Origin of the sequence: Ferrimonas senticii DSM 18821, assembly GCF_000422665.1 — a bacterium.
GTDB classification, from domain to species: Bacteria; Pseudomonadota; Gammaproteobacteria; order Enterobacterales; family Shewanellaceae; genus Ferrimonas; species Ferrimonas senticii.
On sequence record NZ_KE383901.1, the window covers coordinates 74,803 to 101,633 of the forward strand.

22 protein-coding genes are annotated in these 26,831 nt (G+C 51.5%); 9 read left to right on the forward strand and 13 right to left on the reverse strand.

Going from position 1 to position 26,831, the window contains the following annotated elements; genetic code table 11:
- The first annotated feature begins 160 nt into the window (after positions 1-160).
- Entirely contained in the window at positions 161-1,024 is an 864-nt protein-coding gene (locus tag G506_RS0117980) for an NAD(P)-dependent oxidoreductase (protein WP_028118079.1), read from the forward strand.
- Between the two features lie 90 nt (positions 1,025-1,114).
- Here G506_RS0117980 and cdd read toward each other — a convergent pair whose 3' ends face one another.
- Both cdd and sbcB read right to left on the reverse strand, forming a co-directional pair.
- A complete protein-coding gene (cdd, locus tag G506_RS0117985; protein ID WP_028118080.1) occupies positions 1,115-2,005 on the reverse strand; it encodes a cytidine deaminase in 891 nt (296 codons plus the stop codon).
- A 125-nt stretch (positions 2,006-2,130) separates the two neighbouring features.
- Positions 2,131-3,543, reverse strand: coding sequence for an exodeoxyribonuclease I (gene sbcB / locus G506_RS0117990; protein ID WP_028118081.1), 1,413 nt, complete (start codon positions 3,541-3,543; stop codon positions 2,131-2,133).
- Positions 3,544-3,816: 273 nt separating this feature from the next.
- Here sbcB and G506_RS20190 point away from each other — a divergent pair, with 273 nt between their 5' ends.
- On the forward strand, positions 3,817-5,145 hold the full coding sequence (locus G506_RS20190; protein ID WP_051202255.1) for an ammonia-forming cytochrome c nitrite reductase subunit c552: 1,329 nt from the start codon (positions 3,817-3,819) through the stop codon (positions 5,143-5,145).
- Positions 5,146-5,540: 395 nt separating this feature from the next.
- Here G506_RS20190 and fusA read toward each other — a convergent pair whose 3' ends face one another.
- The 3 genes from fusA to purM form a co-directional block, all read right to left on the reverse strand.
- Entirely contained in the window at positions 5,541-7,631 is a 2,091-nt protein-coding gene (gene fusA / locus G506_RS0118000) for an elongation factor G (protein ID WP_028118082.1), read from the reverse strand.
- A 315-nt stretch (positions 7,632-7,946) separates the two neighbouring features.
- Entirely contained in the window at positions 7,947-8,597 is a 651-nt protein-coding gene (gene purN / locus G506_RS0118005) for a phosphoribosylglycinamide formyltransferase (RefSeq protein ID WP_028118083.1), read from the reverse strand.
- A gap of 24 nt (positions 8,598-8,621) precedes the next feature.
- Positions 8,622-9,659 (reverse strand): phosphoribosylformylglycinamidine cyclo-ligase, encoded by a 1,038-nt coding sequence (gene purM / locus G506_RS0118010; protein WP_028118084.1) that lies wholly within the window; start codon positions 9,657-9,659, stop codon positions 8,622-8,624.
- Positions 9,660-10,015: 356 nt separating this feature from the next.
- Here purM and upp point away from each other — a divergent pair, with 356 nt between their 5' ends.
- The 4 genes from upp (at position 10,016) to hda (ending at position 13,908) form a co-directional block, all read left to right on the forward strand.
- Positions 10,016-10,642 (forward strand): uracil phosphoribosyltransferase, encoded by a 627-nt coding sequence (upp, locus tag G506_RS0118015; protein ID WP_028118085.1) that lies wholly within the window; start codon positions 10,016-10,018, stop codon positions 10,640-10,642.
- Between the two features lie 110 nt (positions 10,643-10,752).
- Positions 10,753-11,976 (forward strand): uracil-xanthine permease family protein, encoded by a 1,224-nt coding sequence (locus G506_RS0118020; RefSeq protein ID WP_051202261.1) that lies wholly within the window; start codon positions 10,753-10,755, stop codon positions 11,974-11,976.
- A 90-nt stretch (positions 11,977-12,066) separates the two neighbouring features.
- On the forward strand, positions 12,067-13,182 hold the full coding sequence (locus G506_RS0118025; protein ID WP_156904946.1) for a DUF2066 domain-containing protein: 1,116 nt from the start codon (positions 12,067-12,069) through the stop codon (positions 13,180-13,182).
- Complete coding sequence (gene hda / locus G506_RS0118030) at positions 13,183-13,908, forward strand: DnaA inactivator Hda (RefSeq protein WP_420806114.1); 726 nt, start codon at positions 13,183-13,185, stop codon at positions 13,906-13,908.
- A gap of 61 nt (positions 13,909-13,969) precedes the next feature.
- On the opposite strand, the gene aqpZ is transcribed toward hda, so the two are convergent.
- Both aqpZ and G506_RS0118040 read right to left on the reverse strand, forming a co-directional pair.
- Entirely contained in the window at positions 13,970-14,662 is a 693-nt protein-coding gene (gene aqpZ, locus G506_RS0118035; protein ID WP_028118089.1) for an aquaporin Z, read from the reverse strand.
- Between the two features lie 123 nt (positions 14,663-14,785).
- Complete coding sequence (locus G506_RS0118040) at positions 14,786-16,006, reverse strand: NADH:flavin oxidoreductase/NADH oxidase family protein (protein WP_028118090.1); 1,221 nt, start codon at positions 16,004-16,006, stop codon at positions 14,786-14,788.
- Between the two features lie 164 nt (positions 16,007-16,170).
- On the opposite strand from G506_RS0118040, the gene G506_RS0118045 reads away from it, so the two are divergent.
- Positions 16,171-16,968, forward strand: coding sequence for a class I SAM-dependent methyltransferase (locus G506_RS0118045; protein WP_028118091.1), 798 nt, complete (start codon positions 16,171-16,173; stop codon positions 16,966-16,968).
- On the opposite strand, the gene G506_RS20195 is transcribed toward G506_RS0118045, so the two are convergent.
- From G506_RS20195 to G506_RS0118070, 5 genes are all read right to left on the reverse strand, one after another.
- Positions 16,932-18,413, reverse strand: a complete 1,482-nt coding sequence (locus G506_RS20195) for a methyl-accepting chemotaxis protein (RefSeq protein ID WP_051202256.1) — start codon at positions 18,411-18,413, stop codon at positions 16,932-16,934. The two genes, G506_RS0118045 and G506_RS20195, sit on opposite strands and share 37 nt — an antisense overlap.
- Before the next feature lie 208 nt (positions 18,414-18,621).
- The gene (locus tag G506_RS0118055) at positions 18,622-20,106 is read right to left on the reverse strand and encodes a methyl-accepting chemotaxis protein (RefSeq protein ID WP_028118092.1); all 1,485 of its coding nucleotides are present in this window, start codon (positions 20,104-20,106) and stop codon (positions 18,622-18,624) included.
- A gap of 385 nt (positions 20,107-20,491) precedes the next feature.
- Complete coding sequence (locus tag G506_RS20200) at positions 20,492-21,121, reverse strand: TorD/DmsD family molecular chaperone (protein WP_051202257.1); 630 nt, start codon at positions 21,119-21,121, stop codon at positions 20,492-20,494.
- Between the two features lie 54 nt (positions 21,122-21,175).
- A complete protein-coding gene (locus G506_RS0118065) occupies positions 21,176-21,808 on the reverse strand; it encodes a DMSO/selenate family reductase complex B subunit (RefSeq protein ID WP_028118093.1) in 633 nt (210 codons plus the stop codon).
- Positions 21,809-21,820: 12 nt separating this feature from the next.
- Positions 21,821-24,310: a DMSO/selenate family reductase complex A subunit gene (locus tag G506_RS0118070; RefSeq protein ID WP_028118094.1), complete on the reverse strand. Its 2,490-nt coding sequence runs from the start codon at positions 24,308-24,310 to the stop codon at positions 21,821-21,823.
- Positions 24,311-24,700: 390 nt separating this feature from the next.
- Here G506_RS0118070 and G506_RS0118075 point away from each other — a divergent pair, with 390 nt between their 5' ends.
- Both G506_RS0118075 and G506_RS0118080 read left to right on the forward strand, forming a co-directional pair.
- Complete coding sequence (locus G506_RS0118075; protein ID WP_156904947.1) at positions 24,701-25,540, forward strand: LysR family transcriptional regulator; 840 nt, start codon at positions 24,701-24,703, stop codon at positions 25,538-25,540.
- 5 nt (positions 25,541-25,545) lie between these two features.
- The gene (locus G506_RS0118080) at positions 25,546-26,376 is read left to right on the forward strand and encodes a LysR family transcriptional regulator (protein WP_028118096.1); all 831 of its coding nucleotides are present in this window, start codon (positions 25,546-25,548) and stop codon (positions 26,374-26,376) included.
- A 108-nt stretch (positions 26,377-26,484) separates the two neighbouring features.
- Here G506_RS0118080 and G506_RS20780 read toward each other — a convergent pair.
- On the reverse strand, positions 26,485-26,831 hold a 347-nt coding region (locus tag G506_RS20780; RefSeq protein WP_156904948.1), incomplete at its 5' end, for an integrase core domain-containing protein.

A 26,831-nucleotide genomic window follows, 5' to 3' on the forward strand; every position in this document is an offset into this window, starting at 1 on the left:
TAGGGCGTGATACAGCATCAATTCAGCAACGGTGATGTTTTCAGCAATGTTGTTGTGTTGCCGCTGGATAAAGTTGTGGCGTCTGGCTGCTGGCTTGTGTTTTGCTATGGCTACTGTGGCCGAATGTGGTCAACGTTTGCTTATTAAAAGGATGATAACAATGGCGCATGTGGCCTTTATTGGATTGGGTGTTATGGGCTATCCGATGGCGGGGCATCTTCAGCATCATGGCCATCAAGTAACGGTATACAACCGCACTACGGCTAAGGCGCAGCAGTGGGCCGAGCAACATGGTGGACGCTGGGCGCCAACCCCTGCGGCGGCAGCATGCGATGCCGAGTTGGTGTTTGTGTGTGTTGGTAACGATGACGATCTTCGCTCGGTGTTACTTGGTGACAATGGTGCTTTTGCCGGTATGGCCAAAGGCGCCATGGTGGTGGATCACACCACCGCCTCGGCGGATGTCGCTCGGGAGATGGCAGCGGCGGCCAGTGAATTGGGCCTTGGCTTTGTCGATGCGCCGGTGTCTGGTGGGCAGGCGGGCGCAGAGAATGGCGTATTAACGGTGATGATCGGTGGCGAGCAAGCGCAATTTGACGTAGCGAAGCCGGTGATCGACAGCTTTGCCCGCAGTGCAGTGTTGATGGGACCAGTGGGTAGCGGCCAGCTAACCAAGATGGTGAATCAAATTTGTATCGCAGGGGTAGTGCAGGGGCTGGCAGAAGGGGTTCACTTTGCCCAGAAAGCCGGTCTTGATGGCGCCAAGGTGTTCGAGGTCATTGGTAAAGGGGCTGCGCAGTCATGGCAGATGGATAACCGCCACGCCACTATGCTGGAAGGGCAGTTTGATTTTGGCTTTGCAGTAGACTGGATGCGCAAAGACTTAGATATTGCTCTAACCGAAGCGCGTCGTAACGGTGCGCAATTGCCATTGACCGCTTTAGTGGATCAGTTCTACGCCGAGGTGCAAAAGCTTGGTGGTAATCGCTGGGACACCTCTTCGCTGAAAGCGCGCTTGAAATAATCGCGGCTTGCCGCAGTAAAAACCAAGGCCACCGCAATCGGTGGCCTTGTTGTTATTGGGTAACTGCTATTAGCGCTAGTGCCGTTGGCGTTAGGCTAATTTGGCGTTATGAATCGTAAGTGTAACTTCACTAACCGACGCCAGTGCCGTTTGGCTCGCGGCAGCTTGGCTGATCTGCGCGCCCTCGGTTTCTACCAATATCGCGTTATCGATTTGGTCAAACTCGACACCAGCCAGCATCATAGCGTTCAGTGCCATCTGCATTGGCGGCAGTGATGGGTTAAAGGCGGCATTTTCGGCGTAACGACCGGCAAATTGACGACCTTCTGCGGTTTCTAATACCACTGCCGCAGGGCTTTGCGAGTAGGGCGCATAGCTCTGCTCAGCCTGCTCTACGGCGCTTTGGGTAAGCGGGTTACAGCTTGATAGCGACAGCGCAAATTTAGGCGCCTGCATCAGGCCGTAATTGATCCCAAGGTTTTTTGGCCCAAAGGCGTATGGCAGGTAGTGCGACAGGCCTTGAGTGCCATTCTCAGGCAAGGTGATCCGCAGTTCACCTTGGGTGGCTAACTCATTCATAAATTGGCGGCAGTGGCCACAGGGGGAGGCGTTAATCACCATGTCAGTTAGTGCGGTTTCGCCGGCCAGCCAGGCGTTGCTGATCGCCGATTGCTCGCCATGGACACTATGAAACAGGGTTTGGTTTGGCAGCTCCATATTGGCGCCAAAGTAGAGGTTGCCGGATTGACCGACGGCGATCGCCCCCACATAAAAACCAGAGATAGGCACGTAAGCCCGTGCAGCAGCCACTGGCAGCAGCGCTAACAGCAGCGCTTTGTCGCTAAGACCGGATTGTTGTTCCAGTAATTGTCGTTCAGCGGCGCTGATGATGCCAGCAAATGGGCGTTGTAATAGGGGAGTTAAGGCCGAGGCCAATTCCGCTGGCATGGCAGCCAAAACTGGAATGTAACGTGAGTCCATGCTGCAAATCCGCAAACAAAAATCGTCCTTAAGTGTAGATTTTTGGTTAACGATAGGATGCGGCATGGCTCACGTCTGTTGTTTTTTCTAGCGTTCGATTGCTAAAAAACTAACCACTTGTGGATTTAGAGGCCCTGCAAATAGTTGCCAAGAGCCTTTAACAGGCTGGTTTTGTGCTCATCGCTGCTGTGCTGCTCGAACAGCTGTTCCAGATGGTAGATGTACTCTGGATCGCTGAGCGCTTGCTTACAGTGCTCTTGCCAGCGCAGTTGCTCTGGCTCAGACAGGGTTTCTGGGTAGTTGCGAGCGCGGTACAAGAACAGCATTGGCGCTAAGCGTGGATCAGTAAACTGCGGGGTTAACGCCGCTAAATTACTTGGATGGCAGTTACGTACCAACTCAATTTGGGCGCGATCGGCATCAGAGAAGAAACCGCCGTAGAGCTGTTGATCCACGGGCTTAGTGTTGTCGCCAGTTGGCTGGTCATCGTAGATCTGATGCAGTTTTTCCCGCACCGCTTGATGATGCTGACGCAGCAGTTTGTAGTGTTCTCGACAGCCCGCCTTATCCAGACCAAGACGTTCGGCATTCTCGTCTTCCAAGCTGCTGGCTGGGGCGATAAAGGGGCTTTTGTTGAGGTGAACCAGTTTCAATGGCACCCGTGGCTCGCCGGCCGGCCGTTCGCTGGTTTTTTGATACAGCTTGGTTTTTAGGGTTTCGGCGTCCCATTCCAACAGTGGGGTTGGATCTTGTTTTAGGTCAACGCAGATCACCGCATTGCTGTTATGCGGGTGCCAGGCCATTGGCAAGATCAACGATGCGCAACCGTTGGCGGCGGGGAACATCGAACTGACGTGCAGCAATGGCTTTAAGCCTAAGATGTCGATTTGTGGCGCGACCGCCTGCTTCTTTCTAAGGCCAAAATAATAGTCGTATAACTTCGGTTGCTTCTCTTTAATCAGCTTGGCGAGGGCGATGGTGGCTTTGACGTCTGATACCGCATCATGGGCGTTTTCGTGCGCAAGACCGTTAGCAACGGTGAGATGTTCCAGCTTAAAGCTCGGTACACCTTCCTCGCGCTCCGGCCATTCGATCCCCTCCGGGCGCAGCGCATAGCAGGCCCGCACCAGATCGATAATGTCCCATCGGCTGTTGCCATGTTGCCACTCCCGCGCGTACGGATCGAAGAAGTTGCGATAGAGGCTGTAGCGGGTGACTTCATCATCGAAGCGAATCGAGTTGTAGCCAACAGTACAGGTGTTGGGCTGAGCCATCTGCGCATGGACCTTGGCGATAAACTGGGCTTCAACCTCACCGAGCCGATTGGCTTTTTGTGGGGTGATGCCGGTAACAAACATCGCTTCGGCGGCCGGCAGGTAATCCAGCGGCAGGCGGCAGTAGTATTCAATCGGCTCGCCAATGATATTGAGATCCATATCAGTGCGAATGGCGGCGAACTGTGCCGGTTTATCGCTGGCGGGATTGGCGCCCCAGGTTTCGTAATCGTGCCAGAGTAACGTCGGCTGGTTGTTGTTCATATCGGTGCGGCCTAGTGGCGAAAACTTACTAATGACAAGCAATGTACCTGTCTGTCGGAGCGATTAAAACTAAACAGCGTGCAAGTGAAGGCAATCGCATTAAAAGCCAACAGCTTGAAGCGATTTCGCGGTGGCATGGTCGAGCTTTTGCTACCTCATCTTAGGTAGGGTTTAAAGGAATCTCTCAGGCGGATCACAGTTCTGCTTTTGCTTACTCGGCTTAAACAAGGTTCAGTGTAAAAATGAAACAACTATTTCAAATGGACCTTTTTGATGAATCCTGTGGTTCGGGGATTAGCCCCGCTGATGGCGCTGGTGGCGATGGGCACCGCGGCGCAAACCTTGCATAAACCAAACGACGGTATAGCCACCACGGCGCTGGAACAGAGTTGGGCGGCGACGGCTAACAACAGCGAGCGTCACGATCTGTTGGCTGAACGGCCGCAATTAATCTGGTTGTATGCCGGTTCTGGTTACGATAAGCAGTTTAATAGCCCTCGGGGCCATCAGTTTGCCATCAACGACGTTACCACCATTTTCCGTACTGATGACGGCAGTAAAACCGCCAGTTGTTGGACCTGTAAAGGCCCTGGTGCGACCCATGAGATGGGCTTGGTGGGTGAGGGGCGCTTCGGCCTGCATACCTTTGGGCAAATGGGTCAGTACATGAGCGTGTCGGTTGGTTGTGCCGATTGTCATGATGCCGACGGCGAAAACTTGCAGGTGTCGCGCCCGCATGCTCTGAAAGCGATGGCAAAAATTAAGCAGCCGTTTGCCGAGCAAGATCGCACCATTCAAGGGGCGCAGACCTGTGGCCAGTGCCATGTAACCTATTACATGCAACCAGAGATCGGCAACGGCGTTAATATTCCATGGATCTTCGGCAGCACCGCTGATGACATTGAAAAGTACTACGACACCCGTCAGTTCTACGACTGGATCCATCCAGTTTCGGGCGCGCCGATGGTGAAAGCTCGTCACCCCGAGTATGAACATTGGAGCCGCAGTGCCCATGCTGAGATGGGGGTAACGTGCGTAAGCTGTCACATGACCACAAAGATCGATGATAAAGGTCGTGAGTATACCGATCACAACATTCAGCAAAGCTGGCAGAACTTCGAAGCACAGTGTTCTAGCTGTCACGAGAGCGAAGCGGAGCTTAAGCAGACCATCGCCGACAACAAACAGCAAATTAATAGCGCTCGTGCCGAAGTGGAACAGCTGCTGGTGAAGGCGCACGCTGAAGCGGGGGCATTGCGTCAAGATGGCGTACAACCGCGGGATATGGGCGCGGCGCTGATGGGGATCCGCCACGCGCAGTGGCGCTGGGATTTTGCCGTATCCTCCCACGGTATTCACGCTCACAACTCTAAAGAGGGTTTAGATCTGCTGGCGGTGGCCAAGCGCCAGGCAACCATGGCACGAGCGCGGCTGCAGTTGCTGCTTGAGCAGCGACCGCAACTGAAAGTGCAGTATCCGGATCTGTCGAGCAAACTGAGCGCGCAACAAGCGGTTGGTTTAGATGAGGCCAAGATGCAAGCGGTGAAAGACAAGTTCCTTGCAACTGAGGTTAACGGCAAATGGCCCGGTTGGAGCTTTTAATCGACGCTAAGCCGTCGCCGCAATCAGTCACTTAATAAAAACGGCGCTAGAGCAATCTAGCGCCGTTTTTGATCTCGAGTATTTAGTTATTAGCCTTGAGTTATCAGTTATCAGTTATCAGTGATGGATGAGCAATATGGTGGTTCGAGAGTGACAGCTGCTAGTCCGCCTCTGCAAGGCGCCCCTCAGTGATCTCTGAACAGCAAAATCAACCGACCAAGAGCAATTTGCTGTCAAAAGTAACCAAAAATGGGCGCAAAAATATACATCGAAGGTCAACACGCCCTAACAACTAAAAGCTAATGACTAACATCTATTTTGATGGCAAACAAAAAGCCCCGCTGGCTTGCGCTAGCGGGGCTTTGTTAACACTTAAAGTGAATTCTTAAACAGAATTACTTCTTAGCGTTACGCTCTTTCACTTCAGCAATTACTTGCTCTGCGATGTTGTTTGGACATGGCATGTAGTGAGAGAACTCCATGGAGAACTGGCCACGACCGGAGGTCATGGTACGCAGGTCACCGATGTAACCAAACATTTCAGACAGTGGAACGTCAGCTTTGATGCGAACGCCGGTCATGCCTGCTTCTTGGTCTTTGATCATGCCGCGACGACGGTTCAAGTCACCGATTACGTCACCAACGTGGTCTTCTGGAGTGAACACGTCAACCTTCATGATAGGCTCCAGCAGCTGAGCGCCGGCCTTAGGAATGGATTGACGGAACGCCGCTTTAGCAGCGATTTCGAACGCGATAGCAGAGGAGTCAACTGCGTGGAAACCACCGTCGAACAGTTCTACTTCAACGTCCAGCACTGGGAAGCCAGCCAGAACACCAGTCTGCATCATAGAGGCAAAGCCTTTTTCTACTGCAGGCCAGAATTCCTTAGGAACGTTACCACCAACAACGGTAGATTCGAACTTGAAGCCGGTACCTGGCTCAGCTGGACGGATGCGGTAATCGATCTTACCGAACTGACCAGAACCACCAGACTGCTTCTTGTGGGTGTAGGAATCTTCAACCGCCTGGGTGATGGTTTCGCGGTAGGCTACCTGTGGCTTACCAACAATCAGCTCAACGCCGTAGGTACGCTTCAGGATGTCTACTTTGATGTCCAGGTGCAGTTCGCCCATGCCTTTCAGGATGGTTTCGCCAGACTCTTCGTCGGTTTCAACTTGGAAGGATGGATCTTCAGCAACCATCTTACCGATAGCTACGCCCATCTTCTCGTTGCCGCCTTTGTCTTTTGGAGCAACAGCGATAGAGATCACTGGCTCTGGGAAGATCATAGGCTCCAGGGTGCACTCGTTCTTAGGATCACACAGGGTGTGACCGGTTTGAACGTTCTTCATGCCCACTACCGCGATGATGTCACCAGCTTGTGCAGAGGTGATTTCGGTACGGTCGTTGGCGTGCATCTCTACCATACGGCCGATACGCTCGGTCTTACCGGTAGCAGAGTTCAGAACGGTGTCGCCTTTGTTCAGCTTACCGGAGTAGATGCGGATAAAGGTCAGGGCGCCGAAACGGTCGTCCATGATCTTAAACGCCAGAGCGCGCAGTGGCTCTTCTTCAGATACGATAGCGAACTCGCCAGTTGGCTCACCAGTCTCGGAATCGGTCAGAGGCTGTGGCTTAACTTCGGTTGGAGATGGCAGGTAGTCAACAACGGCGTCCAGAACCAGCTGGATACCTTTGTTTTTGTACGCAGAACCACAGTAGGTTGGGAAGAACAGCATGTCGCGGGTACCTTCACGGATACAACGCTTGATGTCTTCCAGAGATGGTTCGGTACCTTCTTCCAGGTACTCCATCAGCAGCTCTTCGTCAGCTTCCAGAGCGGTTTCGATCAGCTCTTCGCGGTAAGCGGCAGCGTCGTCAACCATTTCAGCTGGGATGTCTACGATTTCGTAGTTTTCTGGCAGGCCAGAATCGTCCCAGATGTAAGCTTTCTGGCTCAGGATGTCTACAACGCCTTTGAAGTCGTCTTCGATACCGATTGGCAGGGTCATAACCAGCGGACGAGCAGCCAGTACGTTCTTAACCTGATCAACTACGCGGTAGAAGTCTGCACCCATACGGTCCAGCTTGTTCACGAAGATCAGACGAGAAACTTTGGATTCGTTAGCGTAACGCCAGTTGGTTTCGGACTGTGGCTCTACGCCGCCGGAACCACAGAATACGCCGATACCACCGTCAAGTACCTTCAGGGAACGGTAAACTTCGATGGTGAAGTCAACGTGTCCTGGGGTGTCGATGATGTTCAGGCGGTGGTTGTTCCAGAAACAGGTGGTCGCAGCAGACTGAATGGTAATACCACGCTCAGCTTCCTGCTCCATGAAGTCAGTGGTGGTAGAACCGTCGTGAGTGTCACCGATCTTGTGGATCTTACCGGTCAGCTTCAGAACACGTTCTGTGGTGGTGGTTTTACCAGCATCTACGTGAGCGAAGATACCGATATTACGATAAAGGGATAAGTCTGCCATTAGTTGTACTCTATAGGTCAGGGTCGAAAACGCGCGAAAGTATACAGGATTTCTAAATTTTTTACGAAGAAATCATGCAAACCGCGAAAATCAACCATTCAATGTTGTTTATCTCGCCGCAATCTTAACTAATCCCCTTAAAAATCAGGTAGATATCAAGATGGCAGAAAGCCGTTAAAACTAACGGCTTTACTAAGAAAAACAAGTTTATAGCGTCAAAGTCGAATTCTTCACCAGCTTGGTCAGGAATTTCATCCTGCTAAAGCAGTGTAGCAGTCGCCTTTGTTGCTAGGTGCTGCGGACGCGATGGAACGGTTACTGGTCGTCGCTGGCATAACCTGCGGCGGCCAAAATATCACCATCCATCATCGCCTTACCATCAATCATGGTCAGACGGCCCTGACAGAACCATTGCACTACCAGTGGGTAGATGCGGTGTTCTTGGCTATGCACTCGCTGTTGCAGCAGCTCGGCGTCATCTTCAGCGAAGATTGGCACCTGCGCTTGCAGGATGACCGGACCACCGTCGAGTTCAGGGGTAACGAAGTGTACAGAAACCCCGTGGACGCTGTCACCTGCATCGATAGCTCGTTGATGAGTATTTAACCCTGGGTATTTCGGCAGCAGTGACGGATGGATATTAAGCATCCGTCCGCTGAACTGGTTAACGAACTCGGCGGTAAGGATCCGCATAAAACCGGCCAGAACCACCAGATCGACATGCAGCGGCTCGAGCGCGGCCAACAGACGTTGATCGTATTGCTCCCGGCTTTCCCCTTGTATGGTGCTAACCACCAATGAGGGGATAGCGGCATTGGCGGCGCGTTCTAACCCATAAACGTCGGCTTTATTGCTGATCACCGTGACTACATCGGCGTTGATCTGACCTGCTTGGCAGGCATCAATGATCGCTTGCAAGTTAGAACCGGAGCCAGAGATTAAAACTGCAATTCGCTGTTTTTGCATGAAGTTACCTATATATGCAGCGAATTACTGAATTTCAACTTGTGGCTGGTCGCCGCTGCGCTCGGCAATCTGGCCGATAACCCAAGCGTTTTCGCCGTGGTTATTTAGCAAGGTGACGGCGGCGTCAGCGTGTTCGGCTGGCAGGGCGATGACCAGACCAACACCACAGTTAAAGGTACGGTACATTTCGTGGGTGGTGATGTTGCCGGTCTCTTGTAACCAGTTAAACACCATTGGCCACTGCCAGCTGTTGCCATCGATCACCGCTTTGCAATGGGCTGGTAACACTCGTGGGATGTTTTCCCAGAAACCGCCGCCGGTGATATGAGAGATGGCGTGAATAGGCAGTTGCTGTTGCAGTTCCAGCACCGATTTGACGTAGATCTTGGTTGGCGCCATCAGCGCATCAATCAGCTTAACGTCGCCCATTTGAGTTTCGGCGGGATTGTCACAGCGCTCTAATACTTTGCGGATCAGTGAGTAACCGTTGGAGTGCGGGCCAGAGGAGGCCAGCGCAATCAGAGTATCTCCGGCGTTAACTTTGTCGCCTGTGATCACCTCGTCTTCTTCGACGACACCAACGCAAAAGCCGGCCATGTCGTAATCGCTGCCTTCATACATACCAGGCATTTCGGCGGTTTCACCGCCAATCAGGGCGCAGCCTGCCAACTCACAGCCATCGGCGATACCGTTAACCACCGAGGTTGCAACCTCAACATCCAACTTGCCGGTAGCGTAGTAATCCAAGAAAAACAGTGGCTCGGCGCCTTGGACAATCAGATCATTAACGCACATTGCCACCAGATCGATACCAACGGTGTTGTGGCGCTGGTAATCGATAGCCAGTCGCAGCTTGGTGCCAACGCCGTCGGTGCCAGAAACCAACAGCGGCTTTTTGTAGTTGGTTGGCAAACGGCACAGGGCGCCAAAACCGCCCAAACCACCCATTACTTCCGGACGATGGGTACGCTTAACCGCAGACTTGATGTTGTTGACCAGGGCGTTGCCCGCATCGATATCCACACCAGCGTCTTTGTAGCTCAGTTGGTTTGCAGTAGTCACAGAGGCCTCTTTGGGGTTCTAGTTATGTTGTGTAGGGCGCACCGACGTTCTTTGACACCGGCGCTTTATTTGCGCGCTATTCTAGCAGCGGCATGATAACCACCCAAGCGAGCAACGGGCTAATCAGCTGTTTTACTTAAAGGAAAGAGCAATCTATTGAATGGAAGGTGTTATTTCAGCATTTGCGGTAAGTGAAATAATGTTTTCTGATTGATAAATAATGTGCGGAAGCGTAGGGCTTTGGTGACGCTGTTCACACAACCGTATTGCTCTCGGCGGCGATGGCTTCTCAGGTCGGCGCTAAACAAGCTATGATCTCGCTAATTTGTCTACCGCCCATCTTCTGGAGAGACTCGATGCAAGTCACTGAAGTTAAACACCCGCTAATTCAACACAAACTTGGCCTGATGCGTGAAGCTGACATCAGCACCAAGCGCTTCCGTGAACTGGCGTATGAGGTGTCTAGCCTGCTGACCTACGAAGCGACCAAGGACTTCGAGATGGAAACCGTTACCATCAATGGTTGGAACGGCCCGATCGAAGTAGAGCAGATCAAGGGCAAAAAAGTGACCGTAGTGCCAATTCTGCGCGCAGGTCTGGGCATGATGGACGCTGTGCTAGAGCACATGCCATCCGCTAAGGTATCTGTAGTGGGTATCTACCGCGATGAAGAGACCCTAGAGCCAGTAACCTACTTCGAAAAGCTGGTAAGCAACATCGAAGAGCGTATCGCTATGGTGGTTGACCCAATGCTAGCAACCGGTGGCTCGATGATCGCCACTTTGGATCTGCTGAAAGCCCGTGGCTGTAAGCACATCAAAGTGCTGGTATTGGTTGCGGCTCCTGAAGGGATCAAGGCGCTGGAAGAAGCGCACCCAGACGTAGAGCTGTTTGCCGCATCTGTGGATCAGTGTCTGAACGAACACGGCTACATTCTGCCGGGTCTGGGCGATGCTGGTGACAAGATCTTCGGTACCAAATAACACTATTTTCTGAAAAAAGGCGTCGGAATCGACGCCTTTTTTTCGGGCAAAATTTGGCTAACGGCGCCTGCCTCGTCGTTAATCTAATACCAATAACTCTAAGGATTATGATGCAACCTCAACAATTTACCCCTGCTCAACAGGTTGTTGCCGGTGCCCAGATGCTGTTTGTGGCATTTGGTTCGCTGGTGCTGGTGCCGATGCTAACCGGCCTTGATATTCGGGTGGCGCTGTTCACTGCCGGTATCGGTACGCTGCTGTTCCAACTGATCACTCGTCGCACCGTGCCGGTGTTCTTGGCATCCTCGTTCGCCTTCATTGCTCCGATCTCTGCCGGTGTGGCGCAATGGGGCATCAGCGACACCATGGGCGGCTTGTTTGCCGCGGGTCTGGTGTACATCCTGCTGTCACGAGTAGCCAAAATTGGCGGTGTTGAAGCGATCAACCGTTTCTTGCCACCAGTAGTTGTTGGTCCAGTGATCATGGTAATCGGTCTGTCGTTGGCGCCAGTCGCGGTGAAGATGGCACTGGGCTTTGCCGGTGACACTCAGATTGTGCCAACCTCGACGGCGATGATGATTGCTCTGCCAACCCTGTTGACCGCCTTGCTGGTTTCCATCTTGGGTAAAGGGATGCTGCGTTTGCTGCCAATCCTGTCCGCCATCGTGGTCGGTTACAGCTTGTCGCTGGCGTTTGGCATCGTTGATTTGACCCCAGTAAAAGAAGCGGCGTGGTTGGCTTTGCCAAACTTCACCGCACCGACCTTTAACTGGCAGGCGATCCTGTTCATGCTGCCGGTGGCGATTGCCCCTGCGGTAGAACACATTGGCGATATGGTGGCGATCTCCAACGTGACCGGCAAAAACTACATCAAAAAACCAGGCCTCAACCGTACCCTGATGGGTGACGGCATGGCGACCAGCGCGGCGGCACTGTTCGGCGGTCCACCAAACACCACTTACTCTGAAGTAACCGGTGCGGTAATGCTGACCAAAAACTACGATCCAAAAGTGATGACCATCGGTGCCTTCTTTGCCATTGGTTTGGCGATGGTTGGCAAGTTCGGTGCCTTCCTGCTGACTGTACCGACTGTGGTAATGGGCGGCATTATGATCCTGCTGTTTGGTTCTATCGCGGCGGTAGGGATGAACACCCTAATCAAAGCCCAAGTCGACATGAGCGAAGCGCGCAACTTGGTGATTGTGGCAATTACCTTGGTGTTCGGTATCGGCGGTATGGTGTTCCCATTCGGCGACTTCCAACTGCAAGGTATCGCCCTGTGTGCGGTAACTGCCATCTTGCTGAACTTACTGCTGCCAAAAGCGAAGCATTAATTAGCAATCGACAGCCCGGCATCACGCCGGGCTTGTTTTATCGTGGTACACTTGCCGCCAGTATTACCCTTTGGCTTTAAGGAGCCTTCAGTGCGAACAGCTGCTCTTCTATTGTCTCTTTTGTGTATGCCTTTGCAGGCGGCATTGGTCTCCGATCTGTATACCGCTTCGGTAGCGGTTGATGGTCGTAATAATGCGGCGCGCGCAAGTGGCGTCAAAGATGGCTTAGAGCAAGTGTTAGTGCGCATTACTGGTAACAATGGGGTCGGTCAAACCGCTGCGGGCAAAAGCATTATCGCTCGCGCCGATAACTACCTGTTGACCTATTCGTTTCAAAGTGGCGAGCAAACCAACCTGCAGGTGCGTTTTGATCCGGTCAAATTGCAGCAACAGGTGCGTGAATCGGGGCTGCCGATTTGGGGATCGCAGCGACCGGTGACGTTGCATTGGCTGGCGGTTGCTGATGAGCTAATGCCGCTGCAATTGGTCAATGAACTGGCCGATGATGGTGAGCAACTTAATGCGATTGCTCAGCGCCGAGGTTTACCGCAGTTGCTGCCGATTTTGGATCTGGAAGACAACTTGGCGGTTAGCGCCAACGACGTTTTGGGTAATTTCCCTGAACCGGTGCTAAGAGCATCGGCTCGTTATGGCGGCGATTTTGTATTGCTTTCAAGCGTCCAGCAGTTTGACGGTCAGTGGCACTATCAGATGTACCTGTACGACGGCCAGCCGCAGCAAGATGGGGCACCTTTGCCGATGGCATTAGCGCAGCATCGTGGTGTGGTTGATAGCCGCAGTGCTGCACTGGAACAGGTACTGGCGGCAACCGCCAGTTACTACGCTGGGCGCTATGGCGCGGTGGCGTCCGATGCCACTGCTGGTGCTGATAACCAAGTGGTGTTTGAGCTCGATGGTGGTATTGACCAACTGGTTGAGTTGGAACGCTATCTGGTGAGTTTGGCGCCGGTACAACAAACCGCAGTGGTCGCGGTTAACGGCAATCGGATCACCTTGGCACTGCAATTGATTGGTGGCTTGAATGAGTTCCAGCAGTTGCTGTCGCTGGAATCACGGGTCGAGTTGCTGCAGCTGTCAGATCCGCTGCAACCACCTTCATTATTGCCGCCAGAAGCATCACCGGTGCCGGAGCAAGCGCCATCTGCGGCAGCGAATTTGCCGCACTATCGTTGGTTAAATCAATAAATGGGAGAGTCGCGACGCGTGAGTTCGCAAGCGCCTATTCAGTTGTCGTTGCCGGTGCATCTGCCGGACGACGAAACCTTTAATAGCTACCACCCAGCGGGCAATCAGCAGCTTATTGAAAGCCTACGACTGTTGGCCAAAGGGGAAGGGGAGCGAATTACCTATCTGTGGGGCCCAGCCAAGTGCGGTCGAACCCATCTGTTACATGCCACCATCGCTTTGGCGGCAGAAGCTGGACTGAAGACCTTTTACTTACCACTTGGGATCCACGCGTCGATGTCGCCGGCGATTCTGGAAGGGTTAGAGCAGTTTGATCTGATCTGTCTGGATGACATCGATGAGGTCAGTTGCAACCCGAAATGGGAAGTGGCGCTGTTTGATCTGTACAATCGGGTGGAAGAGCAGCAGCGTTGTCGGATTGTGGTATCGGCGCGATGCAGTGCCGGTCAGGCGGGCTTCCTGTTGCCGGATCTGGTATCGCGGTTAAGTTGGGGCATTCACTACCAATTGCACCCACTGAGCGATGATGAAAAGCTGCAGGCGATGCAACAGCGATCCCAAGCTCGTGGTTTGGAACTACCCGATGACGTTGGCCGATTTCTGTTGGCACGACTGGCGCGGGATCTGCGTACTTTGTTTGAGGTGCTAGATACCTTAGACAAAGCCTCGATGGTGGCGCAGCGCAAGCTGACTATCCCGTTTGTGAAAAAGATCCTGCATCTTTAGGGCGTGTCAGCGTTAACGATTACCTATCCCCAGCCTCGGCTGGGGATAATTTTTGTGCCCTTTAGCGTTTACCAAACCAGCGTTGCCAGACTCCGGCAAGGATCGCACCGACTATCGGTGCCAACCAGAACAACCACAGTTGACTGATGGCCCAGCCGCCTTGATACAGCGCGACTCCAGTGCTGCGGGCGGGATTGACCGAGGTATTGGTAACCGGAATGCTGATTAAGTGGATTAGCGTCAGTGCCAAACCGATGGCCACTGGTGCCAGCCCCGCTGGTGCTCGTTCGTCGGTTGCACCAAGGATGATCAGCAGGAACATAAAAGTCATCACTACTTCGCACAGCAGCGCCGCGGTTAGGCCATAGCCGCCAGGGGAGTGTTCGCCAAAGCCATTGCTGGCAAATCCGGCAGTGACATCAAATCCGGGCTGACCAGAGGCAATTAGGTATAAGATCCCGCCACCGGCAAGCCCGCCGAGCACTTGGGCGCCGATGTAGGGCAATAACTCGCTGCTAGGGAAGCGGCCAGCGCTCCATAATCCAAACGACACTGCTGGATTGAGGTGGCAACCAGAAATATGGCCAATGGCAAAGGCCATGGTCAATACGGTTAAGCCAAAGGCCAGTGACACGCCAAGCAGACCAATGCCAAGCTCTGGAAAGGCCGCTGCCAGTACGGCACTGCCGCATCCGCCGAGTACCAACCACAACGTCCCTAGAAACTCCGCCGCTAATTTATTCGATAGAGGCATCACTCACTCCTTAGTCTTGGGATCATGAGGATCCACAGATGGAGTTTAAAGGTAGTTGTTTTACGAGGCTCTTAACGAAAAACGGCTGCCCAAGCGGAGCAGCCGTTTTCTATCTGGCGGAGCTTAACCGCGGCGTTTGACGAAGGCGTGCTTGCCTAAGCGACCAAAGGTATCAAATACCGCGTACCAACCCGACAGGTTGGGCTTGGGCAGTTTGCCACGACCAATGCGCCGCAATTGGGCTTCATACCAAGTGATTGACAGCATCGCGGCGCGGTCGACGCCCTTGACGCCGGTTGTTGGGTTACCGACATCGGCGATAAATCCGGCATCAGCGATCGCCAATTTAGCCAGGTCGGGATAGAGCGACAGTGGCCGTCCAAGGCCAATCATATCGGTGGCGCCGGATTGCAGCGCTGCATTCATCGCTTTGCTGCTGCGAAAGCCACCGGTGACCACCAACGTGCAGCGCACTTGCTTTCGTGCTTGTTCGGCGTATTCCAAAAAGTACGCTTCGCGGTCGATGGTTGACTGGCGTTGGTTAGCGCCCATCATCGAGGGGGATTCGTAGGTGCCGCCGGAGATCTCAATCAAGTCGATGCCAGCGTTGTCTAAGGTGGTCAGTACCGCCATCGATTCGCTTTCATCAAAACCATCTTTCATAAAATCAGCGGAGTTTAATTTGATTCCGACCGGGAAATCATCACCAACGGCTGCACGAATGGCGTGGTATACCTCAACCACAAAGCGCATCCGATTTTCGGCGTTGCCGCCCCATTGGTCTTGGCGCTGATTGTGGCGTGGCGACAAAAACTGGCTGACCAGATAGCCATGGGCGCCATGGATCTGCACCCCTTTAAAACCGACCTGTTTGGCCAGTTTCGCAGCATTGGCAAAATCATTGATGGTGGCGCGGATCTCCGCTTCAGTCATCGCCCGTGGGGTATTGAACGATTTCTCCAACCCGCGTCCCAGTGGAATCGCCGATGGCGCTAAAGGCACTTTAGCCAGCGCCGCCGGGATCTGCTTGCCGGGGTGGTTGAGCTGGATCCACAACTGCGATCCTTGACGGTCAGCGGCAGAAGTCCACTGGCGAAAGGCGTCTAGATCACTGTGATCATCTAGCACCACGTTGCCAGGTTCACCCAGGGCGCTGCGATCAATCATCACGTTGCCACTGACACAAATGCCCACTTGCCCCTCGGCCCAGCGCTGATACAAGCGCGCTTGTTCCGGCATCGGATTATGGTGTTTGTCGCCGAGTTGTTCGCTCATGGCAGACTTAAAAACGCGGTTGATGCTGCTGATTGCTCCGTGCTGCAGCGGGGTGCCCAGTTCCAACATGGGGTCGTCCTTGTTTGTTGAGTAAACCGTTGCGCTTAGAGTGCGCTTTCTTGGCGCGGATGAACATCAAAAAATTTCGATTGGCATCGGCTTCACCCTTGGGGTTATTGCCGCTTTGCGGGATGATGGTGACATTACTGCACAAGGAGTTGTGGCGAACGGTTATGGAACAACAGGGGCGTCAGCGGTGGCTAAGGTTAAATCAACAGGCGTGGGATCAGCGTACCGATATCCACATCGATTCCGGATTTTATGATGTTGCCGGCTTTGTCGCTGGGCAATGTCGATTAAACCCGATTGAACTTGAACTGATGGGAGCGGTGCGCGGCAAGCGGCTGCTCCATCTGCAGTGTCATTTTGGCCTTGATACCCTTAGCTGGTCACGGCGGGGGGCTTGGGTTACTGGGGTGGATCTGTCGCCACAAGCGATAGCTAAAGCGCGGCAATTGGCGCGGGATACTCGCCAGGCGGCGCATTTTGTTTGCGCCGATGTGATCGATTTTGGTGACGAAGTCGAGCCGGAATACGATTGGGTGTTTGTTAGCTACGGCGCACTCTGTTGGCTTGATGACATCAACCGCTGGGCGCAAACCGTTAAGCGAGCCTTAAAACCTAACGGTAAGCTGTGCCTAGTAGAGTTTCACCCCGCCATCGATATGTTGATGGATTACGGCTATTTTCATCGTCCCAACCCCGATGTCGCGGTGGAAGCTACTTACACCGAAAATGCCGGAACCTTCAAACAACGAGTGGCGGTTTGGAATCACAGTCTCGGAGAGGTAATTGGAGCGCTATTGCAGCAGGGACTGGTGGTTGAACATTTTGCTGAACACCGCCATTGTCCCTACCGCTGTTTTGACCAGTTAACGGCCACCGATGATGGCCAGTACCAATGGCTGCAAGGCGAACATCCGCTGCCGTTGCTCTATTCGCTGGTGGCGCGTAACTCCACTGGCCGTTGATCTTGCAACATCTCGTTAAGGCCGTTACTGAGCGCCTTCATGGTTTCTACTTGCTCCATCAACTGGGCGGCTTGTCGTTCCACTTCCAGAGAGACCTGATTGGTACTGTCGGCGCTTTGGTTTACCTCATGACTGGAACTGGCCAACTGGTTAGCGGTCGATGAATGCTGCTGCAACAGTGCGGTCAGTTTGGCGACGTCGCATTGGGTGGCACCTATTTGGTTGATGATCTGTTTGATTTCGCCCGCGGTGGTTTCAATTACTTGTTGACCGCTTAGCACCTCTTGGTGGCTTTGATCGAGGATCAAGCGGATTTCGGTGGCGGCATTGGTGGTTTTGCCAGATAGCTCGCGCACCTGATCGGCGACCACCGCAAAACCACGGCCCTGCTCACCGGCGCGGGCAGCTTCAATAGCGGCATTTAGCGCCAGCAAGTTGGTTTGCTCTGCCACCGCCGTGATCAGCCCCGCAACCGAGGTGATCTGTTCATTGGTACGAAGGATCTGATTAATGGCGTTGGTTGAGTCCACCAGCGAATGCGATGAATTTTGCGCTTGCTCGGTGATGGTTTGGCTGCGCAGATTCAGTTCACCAACAAATTCGCTGGCTTTGGCCATATCAATGGTCATTTGCTGCAGCTGACTGTTGATCTGATCCGACGCCAGTGGCTGATGAGTGCAGTTGTCTTTAAGTTGCACCACTTGCTGTTGCAGATAATCCGCTTGGCGATCCAAATGTTCGGTGACGTTGTTCAGCTGCGCCGCGTTGTCGGTAACCAAAGTGACGACTCCGGCCAGTTCCTGCTGTGCTTGGGTGGCGCTACTGGCAATCTGATCCGATTGTCGACGTTGATGTTCGGCGCGGCTGATCGCCTGTCGGCGCTGGTTGGCGTTAAAGCCTAAGGTAATTGCCAGAATTAAGGTAGGCAGTAATAGCCCCAGCAGCGTTTCGGTCTGATAGCGGCCGGGATCGAGCATCATGTTCGGAAAGTCGACGCCGCTGGTTTGCAGCCAAACCAGCGCGACCGCGCCAGCGCTAATTAAAAGCGTCCAGAAAATGGCTAATGCCAGCGGTGCGACGGTGAAGTAGGCGGCAATGATGGTCGGTAACCACAGCGATTGATTCGATCCGATCAAGCCGCCGCTAGCGATAATTAGGTTAGCAACGTGCAGCGTGACAGTGAAAAAGCCCCAGTTAATACAACCATTGAGTGGCATTTTCCAACGTAACATCAGCGCGCAAGAGAGTTGACCCGCAACCAGCAGCATTGAGGTAAATAGCAGTGCTTGATGACCGTCGTTGCCCCATTTGAGGCTGCTGTAGATGGCAGATACAAAGGCAAATAGATTGAAAATTAGCAGCGCTTGAGCGTTGCGTTGTTGTTCCTGATCCCAATGAGATTGGCTAGGCAGAAACTGTGCTATCCAGCGACGAATCAGTTGCATCCTTGGCATTTACCTTTGGCTATTTTCAGCCAATTCATTTGGCTGGAGTGAAAGTGGGTTAGGTTGTGGAATGACACTTAATGTAGCGACTATGTTGCCCTAGATTGGGCTAAGTGCGGCTTGCGTTAAATCAAAAACTCCGAACTTGTCGGAGTTTTATCGGCTGTTGTTGGCGAGATTTCGCCAGTGTTTATCGGCGTTTTTTGGGCTAACTGGTGGACGCTGCTGTTGCTTGCGGCTTAGCGTTATCCAGCAGCAACAGTTGCAAGCCGTTGCTAAGGCCTTTCATGGTTTCCACCTGTTCCAAAAGCTGTGACGATTGCCGTTCTACCTCGCTGGATACCTCGCTGGTGTTTTCCGCGCTGTGACTTACCTCGTGGCTTGATTCTGACAAGCGGTTGGCGCTATCAAGGTGCAGATTTAGCAGTCGGGTTAGCTCACTGACGCCGCCTTGGGTTTCGCCAATTTGCTGGATAATTTGGTTAATCTCCCCGGCGGTGGCATTAACAACCTGTTGGCCGGCCAGCACCTCGCGATGGCTTTGGTCGAGGATCAAACGGATCTCGGTGGCAGCGCTGGTGGTTTTTGCCGACAACTCTCGTACATGGTCGGCGACGACCGCGAAGCCGCGTCCTTGATCGCCGGCACGGGCCGCTTCAATCGCGGCATTAAGCGCCAGTAGGTTGGTTTGTTCTGCTACCGAGGTGATCAGATCCGCCACCGAGGTTATCTGCTCGTTGGTGTGCAGGATCTGCTTGATCGCTTCGGTTGAATCGACCAATGACTGCGAACTGTTTTGTGCTTGTATGGTGATTGCGTGGCTGCGCTGCTCCAGTTCATGGACAAACTGATTTGCCTGGCTTAAATCGATGGTCATCTGCTGCAACCGTTCGTTGATCTGCTCGCAGGCGCTGGATTGGTGGTTGCAGTTGTCTCGCAGTTGCAGCACTTGTTGCTGTAGTGAATCGGCTTGGCGGTCGAGATTCTCGCTAACGTCATTCAGTTGCGTCGCGTTGTCGGCAACGTGGGCGACCATCTTGGTCAGATCATGCTGAGTTAAGGTGGCTTGTTTGGCGATGGCATCGGCATCGGTACGCTGCTGTTCGGCGCGTTCGATGGCGCGTCGGCGTTGGTGCGCGTTAAAAGCCAGTGTCAGTGCCAAAATCAGGGTTGGCACCAATAGTCCTAAAATGGTTTCCGATTGATAGCGGCTGGCGGACAGCATCATGGTGGGAAAATCAAAACCGCGAACCTCGAAAATTACCAGCACCAGAGCACCGGCACTGATCAGCACCGTCCAAAAAGTGGCTAACGGAATTGAAGCAACGGTGAAATAGGCCGAGATCATGGTCGGAAACCACAGCGTTTGATTGGATGAGATCAGGCCGCCGCTGCAGATAATCAGATTGGCGACGTGGGCGCTCATTCCCAAAAAGCCCAAATTGATGGCGATGCTTAAGCGTGCAGTGGTGCGCAGTATCGTCAGACTTAAGCACTGCAACGCGGTACAGGCTAATGAACTGTAAAGCAGGATCTGGTGGCCATCGTTGCCCCATTTGACACTGCTATACAACGAGGTAACCAGTGCCATAAGCAAAAAAATCAGTAACGCTTCGGCGTTGCGCTGCTGATCGGAACTCCATTGATGCTGTTTTGGGGTAAACAGCCTCAGCCAGCCTTTGATGCCATTCATGATTAATCTCTTTGCCGTTAAAGTCGGATGCTAGTGGTGGTGATTAATCAAACTGTATATCTGGGGCAACTATTTGTCTTTTAACATAAAAAAAATGACGCTGGCTTTGTGACCAGCGCCATTGTTATCGGCTTACATGGCAATTGAACGCTTACGCGAAGTGAATGCTAATGCGGGTGTATGTGGTGTTCTCCATGGCGTGGGCCAAAGTGATCGTGACCCTGCAGTGGTGAGCGCTGTTGCAGTCGAGGCTGCGGTGCTTGTTTTAAGTAACCCAGCCCTTTTTGGAAGAGCCGCGATGAATCCTAATCGTGTCCTCAAATATCAGGATAAACCTCACAATATGGGCAAATGGTCGTTGGCAAGTAAGCTGGCTTCGGCAGAGTTATTTATACAGCGTTACTTCACTGGGAGTTAGTGCCAGTGAACATTGAAGGTCGTGTAGCGTTATCGTCAGCAGCTTAGCGAGATTTCGGTAATAAATGGTTTGGGCATGCAGGGTAACCAGTTCGGTGAAGCGATAAGCCCAAGGCAGAATATGTTCGTTTAATAGCACTGTTGCTGTGTTAATGCTGGTTTGGTTAGCATTCCCAAATAAACCGCTGAGCGCCGCTAATAATAACCCGATATGATCGAGAGGTTCATTTCCAGCGGTTTGAAATGCAATACCGTGTTGTTTGAAAAAACGCTCTAGGCTGATGGTACTCGCGCCAAAAAGTAGATTTTCTTTGTCGGTGTAAACCGATCCCCATGGGTAGGCCAGGCGAGTGCCTGGACCAACAAAGAGGCGATGATAGTCTTCATAAATCGCGTGCCAGTTGTCGTGTTCGAGCGATTCACTTATCTGTTGGCTCATTAGCTCTGAGGCGTTCGATAATTGTGGCCAACAGGCCAGTAGCGGTCGAAGTTGGTTGAAAAACGCTTCAGTTGGTGGCTCATAGAAAACGTGGTGAAAAATGCCGGTAACAGCGCTGGTGACTTGCGCTTGCTGCGGATCAAAATGACTTTCAAGCATACAAAAGGCGTCCTTGAAAAAGCCGCCAATGGTTAGCCATTGACGGCGTTGACGTTAAACTTCGCTTAGGTTTTCTATTTTGCCAACCGCCGAGCCACTGGGGCGTGACAGCTTATTAGGCTTTATCAGCAAATTAGGCTTGGTGGTATCCTTGTCTGGGAGCGGCGCGACATTGGCAAATTCGGCCATTGGGTATTTGCGCTTAAGCTCTGCTACGGTACCGAAATCCAATGCCCGCTGTGGGCAGCCGCTAACACATAGCGGCTGTTGACCCTGTTGCAGTAAGTCCAAACATCCGTCGCACTTAACCATGACCCGGCGAATCGGGTCGAGCTGCGGAGCATCGTAAGGGCAAGCTCGGCTGCAACGGCCGCAGCCAATGCATTCGTTTTGGTCGACGACGACCAAGCCGTCACTGCTGCGCTTGCGACTTGCACCGGTGGGACAGACTTCGGTACAAGCCGGTTTGTTGCAGTGGTTACAGCTTACCGAGGTGTAATAAGCAAAGGTTGACGAGGTAATAGTCCCATCATGATTGGCTTGATATTGGCCACCAACGTATTCATAAACACGACGTGGGATCACCCCTTGCTCGCCGTTGAAACGGCTCTTACAGATGATGTGACAAGCTTTGCAGCCGTTGCATTTACTGGCGTCAAAATAGAAGCCGTAGTGATTTTCGCTCATGATTAATTCCCTTTAAGCCTTGTAAATCTTCACGCGGTTGGTGTGCTGTGGATTGCCTTTTGCCAGTGGGCTTGGGCGACCTTTGTAGGTCAATGTGTTGACACAGCCACCTTGGTCTACGGCATTGGTAGGGTTAAACCACGCGCCTTGGGCTAGTGATAACACGCCAGGCATGATGCGGTTGGTGACGCGGGCCTTGACCCTTACTTTTCCCCGCAGCGATTCGACAATCACGAACTGGTCATCTTCGATGCCGTATTGTTTGGCATCGGTGGGGTTGATCCAGACTGCGTCGCCGTTCGCAGCCTCTTTTAGCCACTTCACGGATCCGAAAGAGGAGTGAGTGCGAGCTTTGGTGTGATGACCAATTAACTGCAGTGGCATATCGGCTAATTCAGGGGAGTTGTCTTGGTAGCTTTCCAAGCCGACCCAGTACTTAGGTAATGGATTAAGGTAGTTGTCTTTATCCAGCCAATAATCGGGTACTACCCATTGCTCTGATAGCTCGCGCAGAGCGTGAGAGTAGATCTCCAGCTTACCAGAAGCGGTTTTTAAGGTGCCGCCGTGCTGCACGTAATCCCACATGGCACAGTTTGTCTTGGCTGAGGACTCGCTTTCATCACAAGGGGTAAAGGTTTTGATCACACCAACTTGTTGCATCTCTTTCGCGGTTGCTGGGAAAAGCTCTGGTGCCATCGAGCGCACCTTGGTTTGGTAATAGTGCTCGATCCACTGCTCGTGGCTGCGCCCTTCGGTGTAGATCTCTTTGACCCCTAATACATCGGCTAAGTCAGTGCATACATCAAAGCTGGCACGACACTCACCCAGTGGCGTAATGCCACTTTTTAGTGCAGTCATATAGCTAACTGCGCCAGCGTAGTAAGTCTTATTGGCGAAGTCAGTGGATTCTAGCCATGAGTTATCCGGTAGGAGATAGTCCGCAAGTTTGGCGGAGGAGGTCATGTGGTTATCGATCACCACAATCAATTCGCATAGGGATTCATCTTGCAGAATTTTGCTAGTGCCAAAGGCATCCGAGTGTTGGTTAACTAGGCAACCACTGGCGTAATTGATGATCACCTTTATATTGGTGCCGAGCTTACCATCGCCATTGGCATCGAGTTCCTCTTTGGGCAGTCTAACCCCATCTTTGAGAACGCTGAGGTTCTTGCCATCTACTACCGCTTCGGTCCAGTTGAACATCGATATTTTCGCAGTATCGATTGGACGTTGTTGTTTCTCGCTGACGGTTGGTAAGCCGCTGGAGTAGATGCGCCGTGGTGATTTGGGGTAATCACCGGTGTTAGTGCCGCGTTTACCAACAGCACCAACTAGCATGGCTAAGGTCATAATGGCGCGAATGTTATCTTCACCATTAATGTGGCGCTGCAAACCAAGGCCACAAGCGATGTAAGGGGCTTTGGCCGTGCCAATTTGGCGCGCGAGGTTACGAATGTTATCGGCTGGGATCCCGCAGATTGCCGCTGCCCATTCTGGAGTTTTGGCGATGCCATCCTTTACCCCAAGAATATGCGCTTCGTAACTTTCTTCATAAGGCAGTGGTGGCAACATTTTGCTGTTGTCACGGGCATCGACTATCGCTGGCTCGGCTTTAAATCCATAGCATTTTTCCGCTAGGAATTGATGGTCGACGAGGTCTTCGGTGATCAACACATGGGCAAGGCCTTCACACAGTGCGGCGTCGGTACCTGGTCGACAGGGGTGATATTCACTTTCGCGCCCCATAGCGGTATCGCTATAGCGACAGTCGATGTGAATGACTTTTTTGTCTTGGGTAATGGTTTGAACTTCGTAACCTTCACCGCTGCCACTCATTCGAGTTTCCATTGGGTTGTAACCAAAGAAAACTAATAGATCAGAATATTGCATCTCCCGTGGGGTGGACGCTTTGCGACTGCCAAAAACGTACGGCATGACAGCCTGTACCATCGATGAACTGTAAGAACCGTAGTGTTTTAGGCCACCGCCCATGCAGTTAAGTAGCCGTTCCCATGCTTTTTGTCCGTTGATGTCGTAGAACGCACCACTGCCCCGATTTAGATAAACCGCTCTGGGACCGTGTTGTTGATAGGTTTGTTTCAGTGTCCCGCCGATTTCGTTAATCGCTTGCTCCCAACTAATCCGTTCAAACTTGCCTTCACCACGTTTGCTGCCGGCGATGCGTTTCATTGGATACAGCAACCGATCTGGGTTATACACACGAGCACGGTTGGCATGGCCACGTAAACAGGGCTTGATATGCGGCGAATCAAAGCTGTCTTGGCCATAGCTCTCCGCTTCAATACGGGTAATTTTTCCGTCAACGGTGATTACCTTTAGTGGGCAATTGGAGCCGCAATTGCACAAACAGGCGCTCCAATAATGTTGTTCGGCGGAAGCTTGTTCTGGAATCACAGGTGAGCTACTTGTGCCAGCACAGGCAGTTAAGCAGCTGACGGCTGACGCGGCCGAGCTTAGTTTAAGAAAATCACGTCTTTGCATGAGGTGTCCCTTATGTTTACTAGGAAAATGCCATTCAGCTTGGTATTGAGTCCTAAAATGTTGACTCCACAGGCCATGCTGTTGACCGATAGGTGTGTTAACCGTTCCTATTTTTATCGCCCTGTGGTTGTCCAAATGCCAATTAATTCAATCTATAGTCAGCTATTAATGATTTATATGAGGTGATCTATGTTGGTTTTATCTGGCTTTTAGGGAAATTAATTTCAGTGTTGCAGATTACTTTTGTAATTTACTTGATTTTGTATTTATGGTGCTAAATCACTATAAGATGAAATTTGCGCTAAGACTCACAGCAAAGTTGATAAGAGCTGATTTAAAAGGCAGATAACCAGTACACTAGTGCCATTCATAAGGTGTAAGGAAGCAAGTGTGAATCCATCAGTACTTAGAGCATTTGTGGCAGTTTATGAAGAGGGTAAATTGGTATTGGCAGCTACACGTTGTGGTGTCTCGCAACCATCGATAACCCATTCAATTCGAATGTTAGAGCAAGATCTTGGAGAGCAACTATTTGACCGAGGAGGCAAAGGTGTTACTCCAACCGGAGCAGCCCATAGTCTTTATTTCAAATCAAAGAATATTTTAGCTGAGCTCGATGCACTTATGTCGGTTAAGTCAACTAAAAATGAAGCTCTTCGATTTGGAATTCCTCCGGTAATGAGTTATCGGCAACATCAAAAAATTTTACGATGTATAAATCAGTATGCAAGCCAAGGTGTTCGAATTCATCTGTGCCACAAAAGGCAACCCGCTGACATTAAAATTGGTATGGATGATAAACGCAAAGAAACAGAGTTGTTTATTCCTTTGTGGAATGAGCGTTTCAATCTGTGTTTTCCATTTGAACACCCATTAAATAAGCTCTCAGAAATTCATCCATGTGATCTTGATGGTGTCGATTTTGTGATTAACCCTCGCTGCTTTAACAGTAAGCGACTATCCAAAATTACCTCAGGTAATCAAAGAGCGATTCGTGTTACGGCAAATGCTCATTCGAAGCCGATGCTTATTCAACTGGTTCGCGCAGGATATGGTGCTGCATTACTGTCTGATGCGATGTTGGAAGGGATAACTGATGTGGCGATCCGAGAACTGAAGGGCAGCGAAATGTTGATCCGTTATGGAGTATTGATTGATGCTGACCGGGCTGAGGAACCCGTTTTTAACAACCTAATAAAGCAGCTTAAAAGTATTGATTTTACAGTTTGACAGCCATGAATACTAAACACTTAAAAATATTCACCTCGTTATATGAAACACTTAGTGTTACTCAAACTGCAAAATGTTGTTTCATTACTCAACCTGCAGTTTCGATTAGCTTGAAAAATTTTGAGGAAGAACTGGGGCGACAGTTATTCATTCGCGACAGCCATTGTATTACGGCAACGGAAGCCGGTCATGAATTGTATCCAAAGGCTATACGGTTGCTCGACCAAATTGCTTCACTGTCAAATATCGGTACGGAATTACATCACGAGCAATTGACCATTGGCTTACAAGTTGATTTATGTCCAAGCAAAGTTCAGATAATTTTAACGTTTTTTCGTAAGCAATTCCCAGATATGGGAATACATTTAGTGCGTCCAGGTGAAACCTGTGACTTTTATATCGGTTATGAACTTGCAGACGATGCTGAGCAGTTATTTTTACCGTTATGGAAAGAAAACTACGCTATGTTCATTAATGCTGAACTAGAAAACTCTGCTGAAGTGATTACGGTTTTGTGTGATGATGTTAATAAATTGTCGCGAGTCCATGGTGGTTCATTACAATTCGTGACTAAAACTGGTGGGCATTTTGAGATTGATCGTCATAGAGATATTGAAATACAACTGCGAGAGTGTGTAAAAGCTGGTTATGGTGCAGCACGGTTCTCACGTCAATGGATTAGAGATGATAACTTAATTGAAATCTCAGATGTGCCAATAAAATCTATCGAAATTGGTGTTAATTATCACTGTAGCTTTAGCACATCATCAAAGTTTAAATTAGTAGACTTACTAAGTCAGTTATTTTCGGGAATTGTGACAGCTGAAGATACTTAAGTGCTGTCAATAATGCTTAATGTCGGCGTTGTTGATTAATTCATAACGGGAAATGTAGTTACTCCAAGGGTTTCTGACTTTAAGTTGCTAGCTGACGAAAAGGCATACTTAGGTGTCAGGTCCCCGGTGATTGATGGGCTTCACACGAAAGAGTTCCGGTGAAGTTTGATAGTACCCCTTTAGTCGTTCAATTGGAGGGGTATGACCAAGCGCTTTTTGCGGTATGTGGTGATTATAAACGTGGGCATATCTGAGCAGGGTTGCTTCTAAATCCGCTCGGCAATCAAATCGGGTGGCTTTAAGTATTTCTGACACCCGACCATTAAAACGTTCCACCATGCCATTGGTCTGCGGCTTTCCTGGCGAGATAAGCCGATGTTCAATTTGTTGCTCGGTGCACTCTAAATCGAATTCGTGCTTACCTGTTGGCTGCCGCTGCCCAGTAGCGCAAAAAC

What these genes read in the sequence shown, in the direction of transcription:
- G506_RS0118065 (WP_028118093.1), bottom strand. Translation starts at nt 21,808, where the DNA reads ATGAGCGAAAATCACTACGGCTTCTATTTTGACGCCAGTAAATGCAAC.
- G506_RS0118080 (WP_028118096.1), top strand. Translation starts at nt 25,546, where the DNA reads ATGAATACTAAACACTTAAAAATATTCACCTCGTTATATGAAACACTT.
- sbcB (WP_028118081.1), bottom strand. Translation starts at nt 3,543, where the DNA reads ATGAACAACAACCAGCCGACGTTACTCTGGCACGATTACGAAACCTGG.
- G506_RS0118040 (WP_028118090.1), bottom strand. Translation starts at nt 16,006, where the DNA reads ATGTTGGAACTGGGCACCCCGCTGCAGCACGGAGCAATCAGCAGCATC.
- G506_RS20200 (WP_051202257.1), bottom strand. Translation starts at nt 21,121, where the DNA reads ATGCTTGAAAGTCATTTTGATCCGCAGCAAGCGCAAGTCACCAGCGCT.
- G506_RS20190 (WP_051202255.1), top strand. Translation starts at nt 3,817, where the DNA reads ATGAATCCTGTGGTTCGGGGATTAGCCCCGCTGATGGCGCTGGTGGCG.
- cdd (WP_028118080.1), bottom strand. Translation starts at nt 2,005, where the DNA reads ATGGACTCACGTTACATTCCAGTTTTGGCTGCCATGCCAGCGGAATTG.
- G506_RS0118020 (WP_051202261.1), top strand. Translation starts at nt 10,753, where the DNA reads ATGCAACCTCAACAATTTACCCCTGCTCAACAGGTTGTTGCCGGTGCC.
- purN (WP_028118083.1), bottom strand. Translation starts at nt 8,597, where the DNA reads ATGCAAAAACAGCGAATTGCAGTTTTAATCTCTGGCTCCGGTTCTAAC.
- aqpZ (WP_028118089.1), bottom strand. Translation starts at nt 14,662, where the DNA reads ATGCCTCTATCGAATAAATTAGCGGCGGAGTTTCTAGGGACGTTGTGG.
- G506_RS0118055 (WP_028118092.1), bottom strand. Translation starts at nt 20,106, where the DNA reads ATGAATGGCATCAAAGGCTGGCTGAGGCTGTTTACCCCAAAACAGCAT.
- G506_RS0117980 (WP_028118079.1), top strand. Translation starts at nt 161, where the DNA reads ATGGCGCATGTGGCCTTTATTGGATTGGGTGTTATGGGCTATCCGATG.
- upp (WP_028118085.1), top strand. Translation starts at nt 10,016, where the DNA reads ATGCAAGTCACTGAAGTTAAACACCCGCTAATTCAACACAAACTTGGC.
- G506_RS20195 (WP_051202256.1), bottom strand. Translation starts at nt 18,413, where the DNA reads ATGCAACTGATTCGTCGCTGGATAGCACAGTTTCTGCCTAGCCAATCT.
- fusA (WP_028118082.1), bottom strand. Translation starts at nt 7,631, where the DNA reads ATGGCAGACTTATCCCTTTATCGTAATATCGGTATCTTCGCTCACGTA.
- G506_RS0118045 (WP_028118091.1), top strand. Translation starts at nt 16,171, where the DNA reads ATGGAACAACAGGGGCGTCAGCGGTGGCTAAGGTTAAATCAACAGGCG.
- G506_RS0118070 (WP_028118094.1), bottom strand. Translation starts at nt 24,310, where the DNA reads ATGCAAAGACGTGATTTTCTTAAACTAAGCTCGGCCGCGTCAGCCGTC.
- hda (WP_420806114.1), top strand. Translation starts at nt 13,183, where the DNA reads ATGGGAGAGTCGCGACGCGTGAGTTCGCAAGCGCCTATTCAGTTGTCG.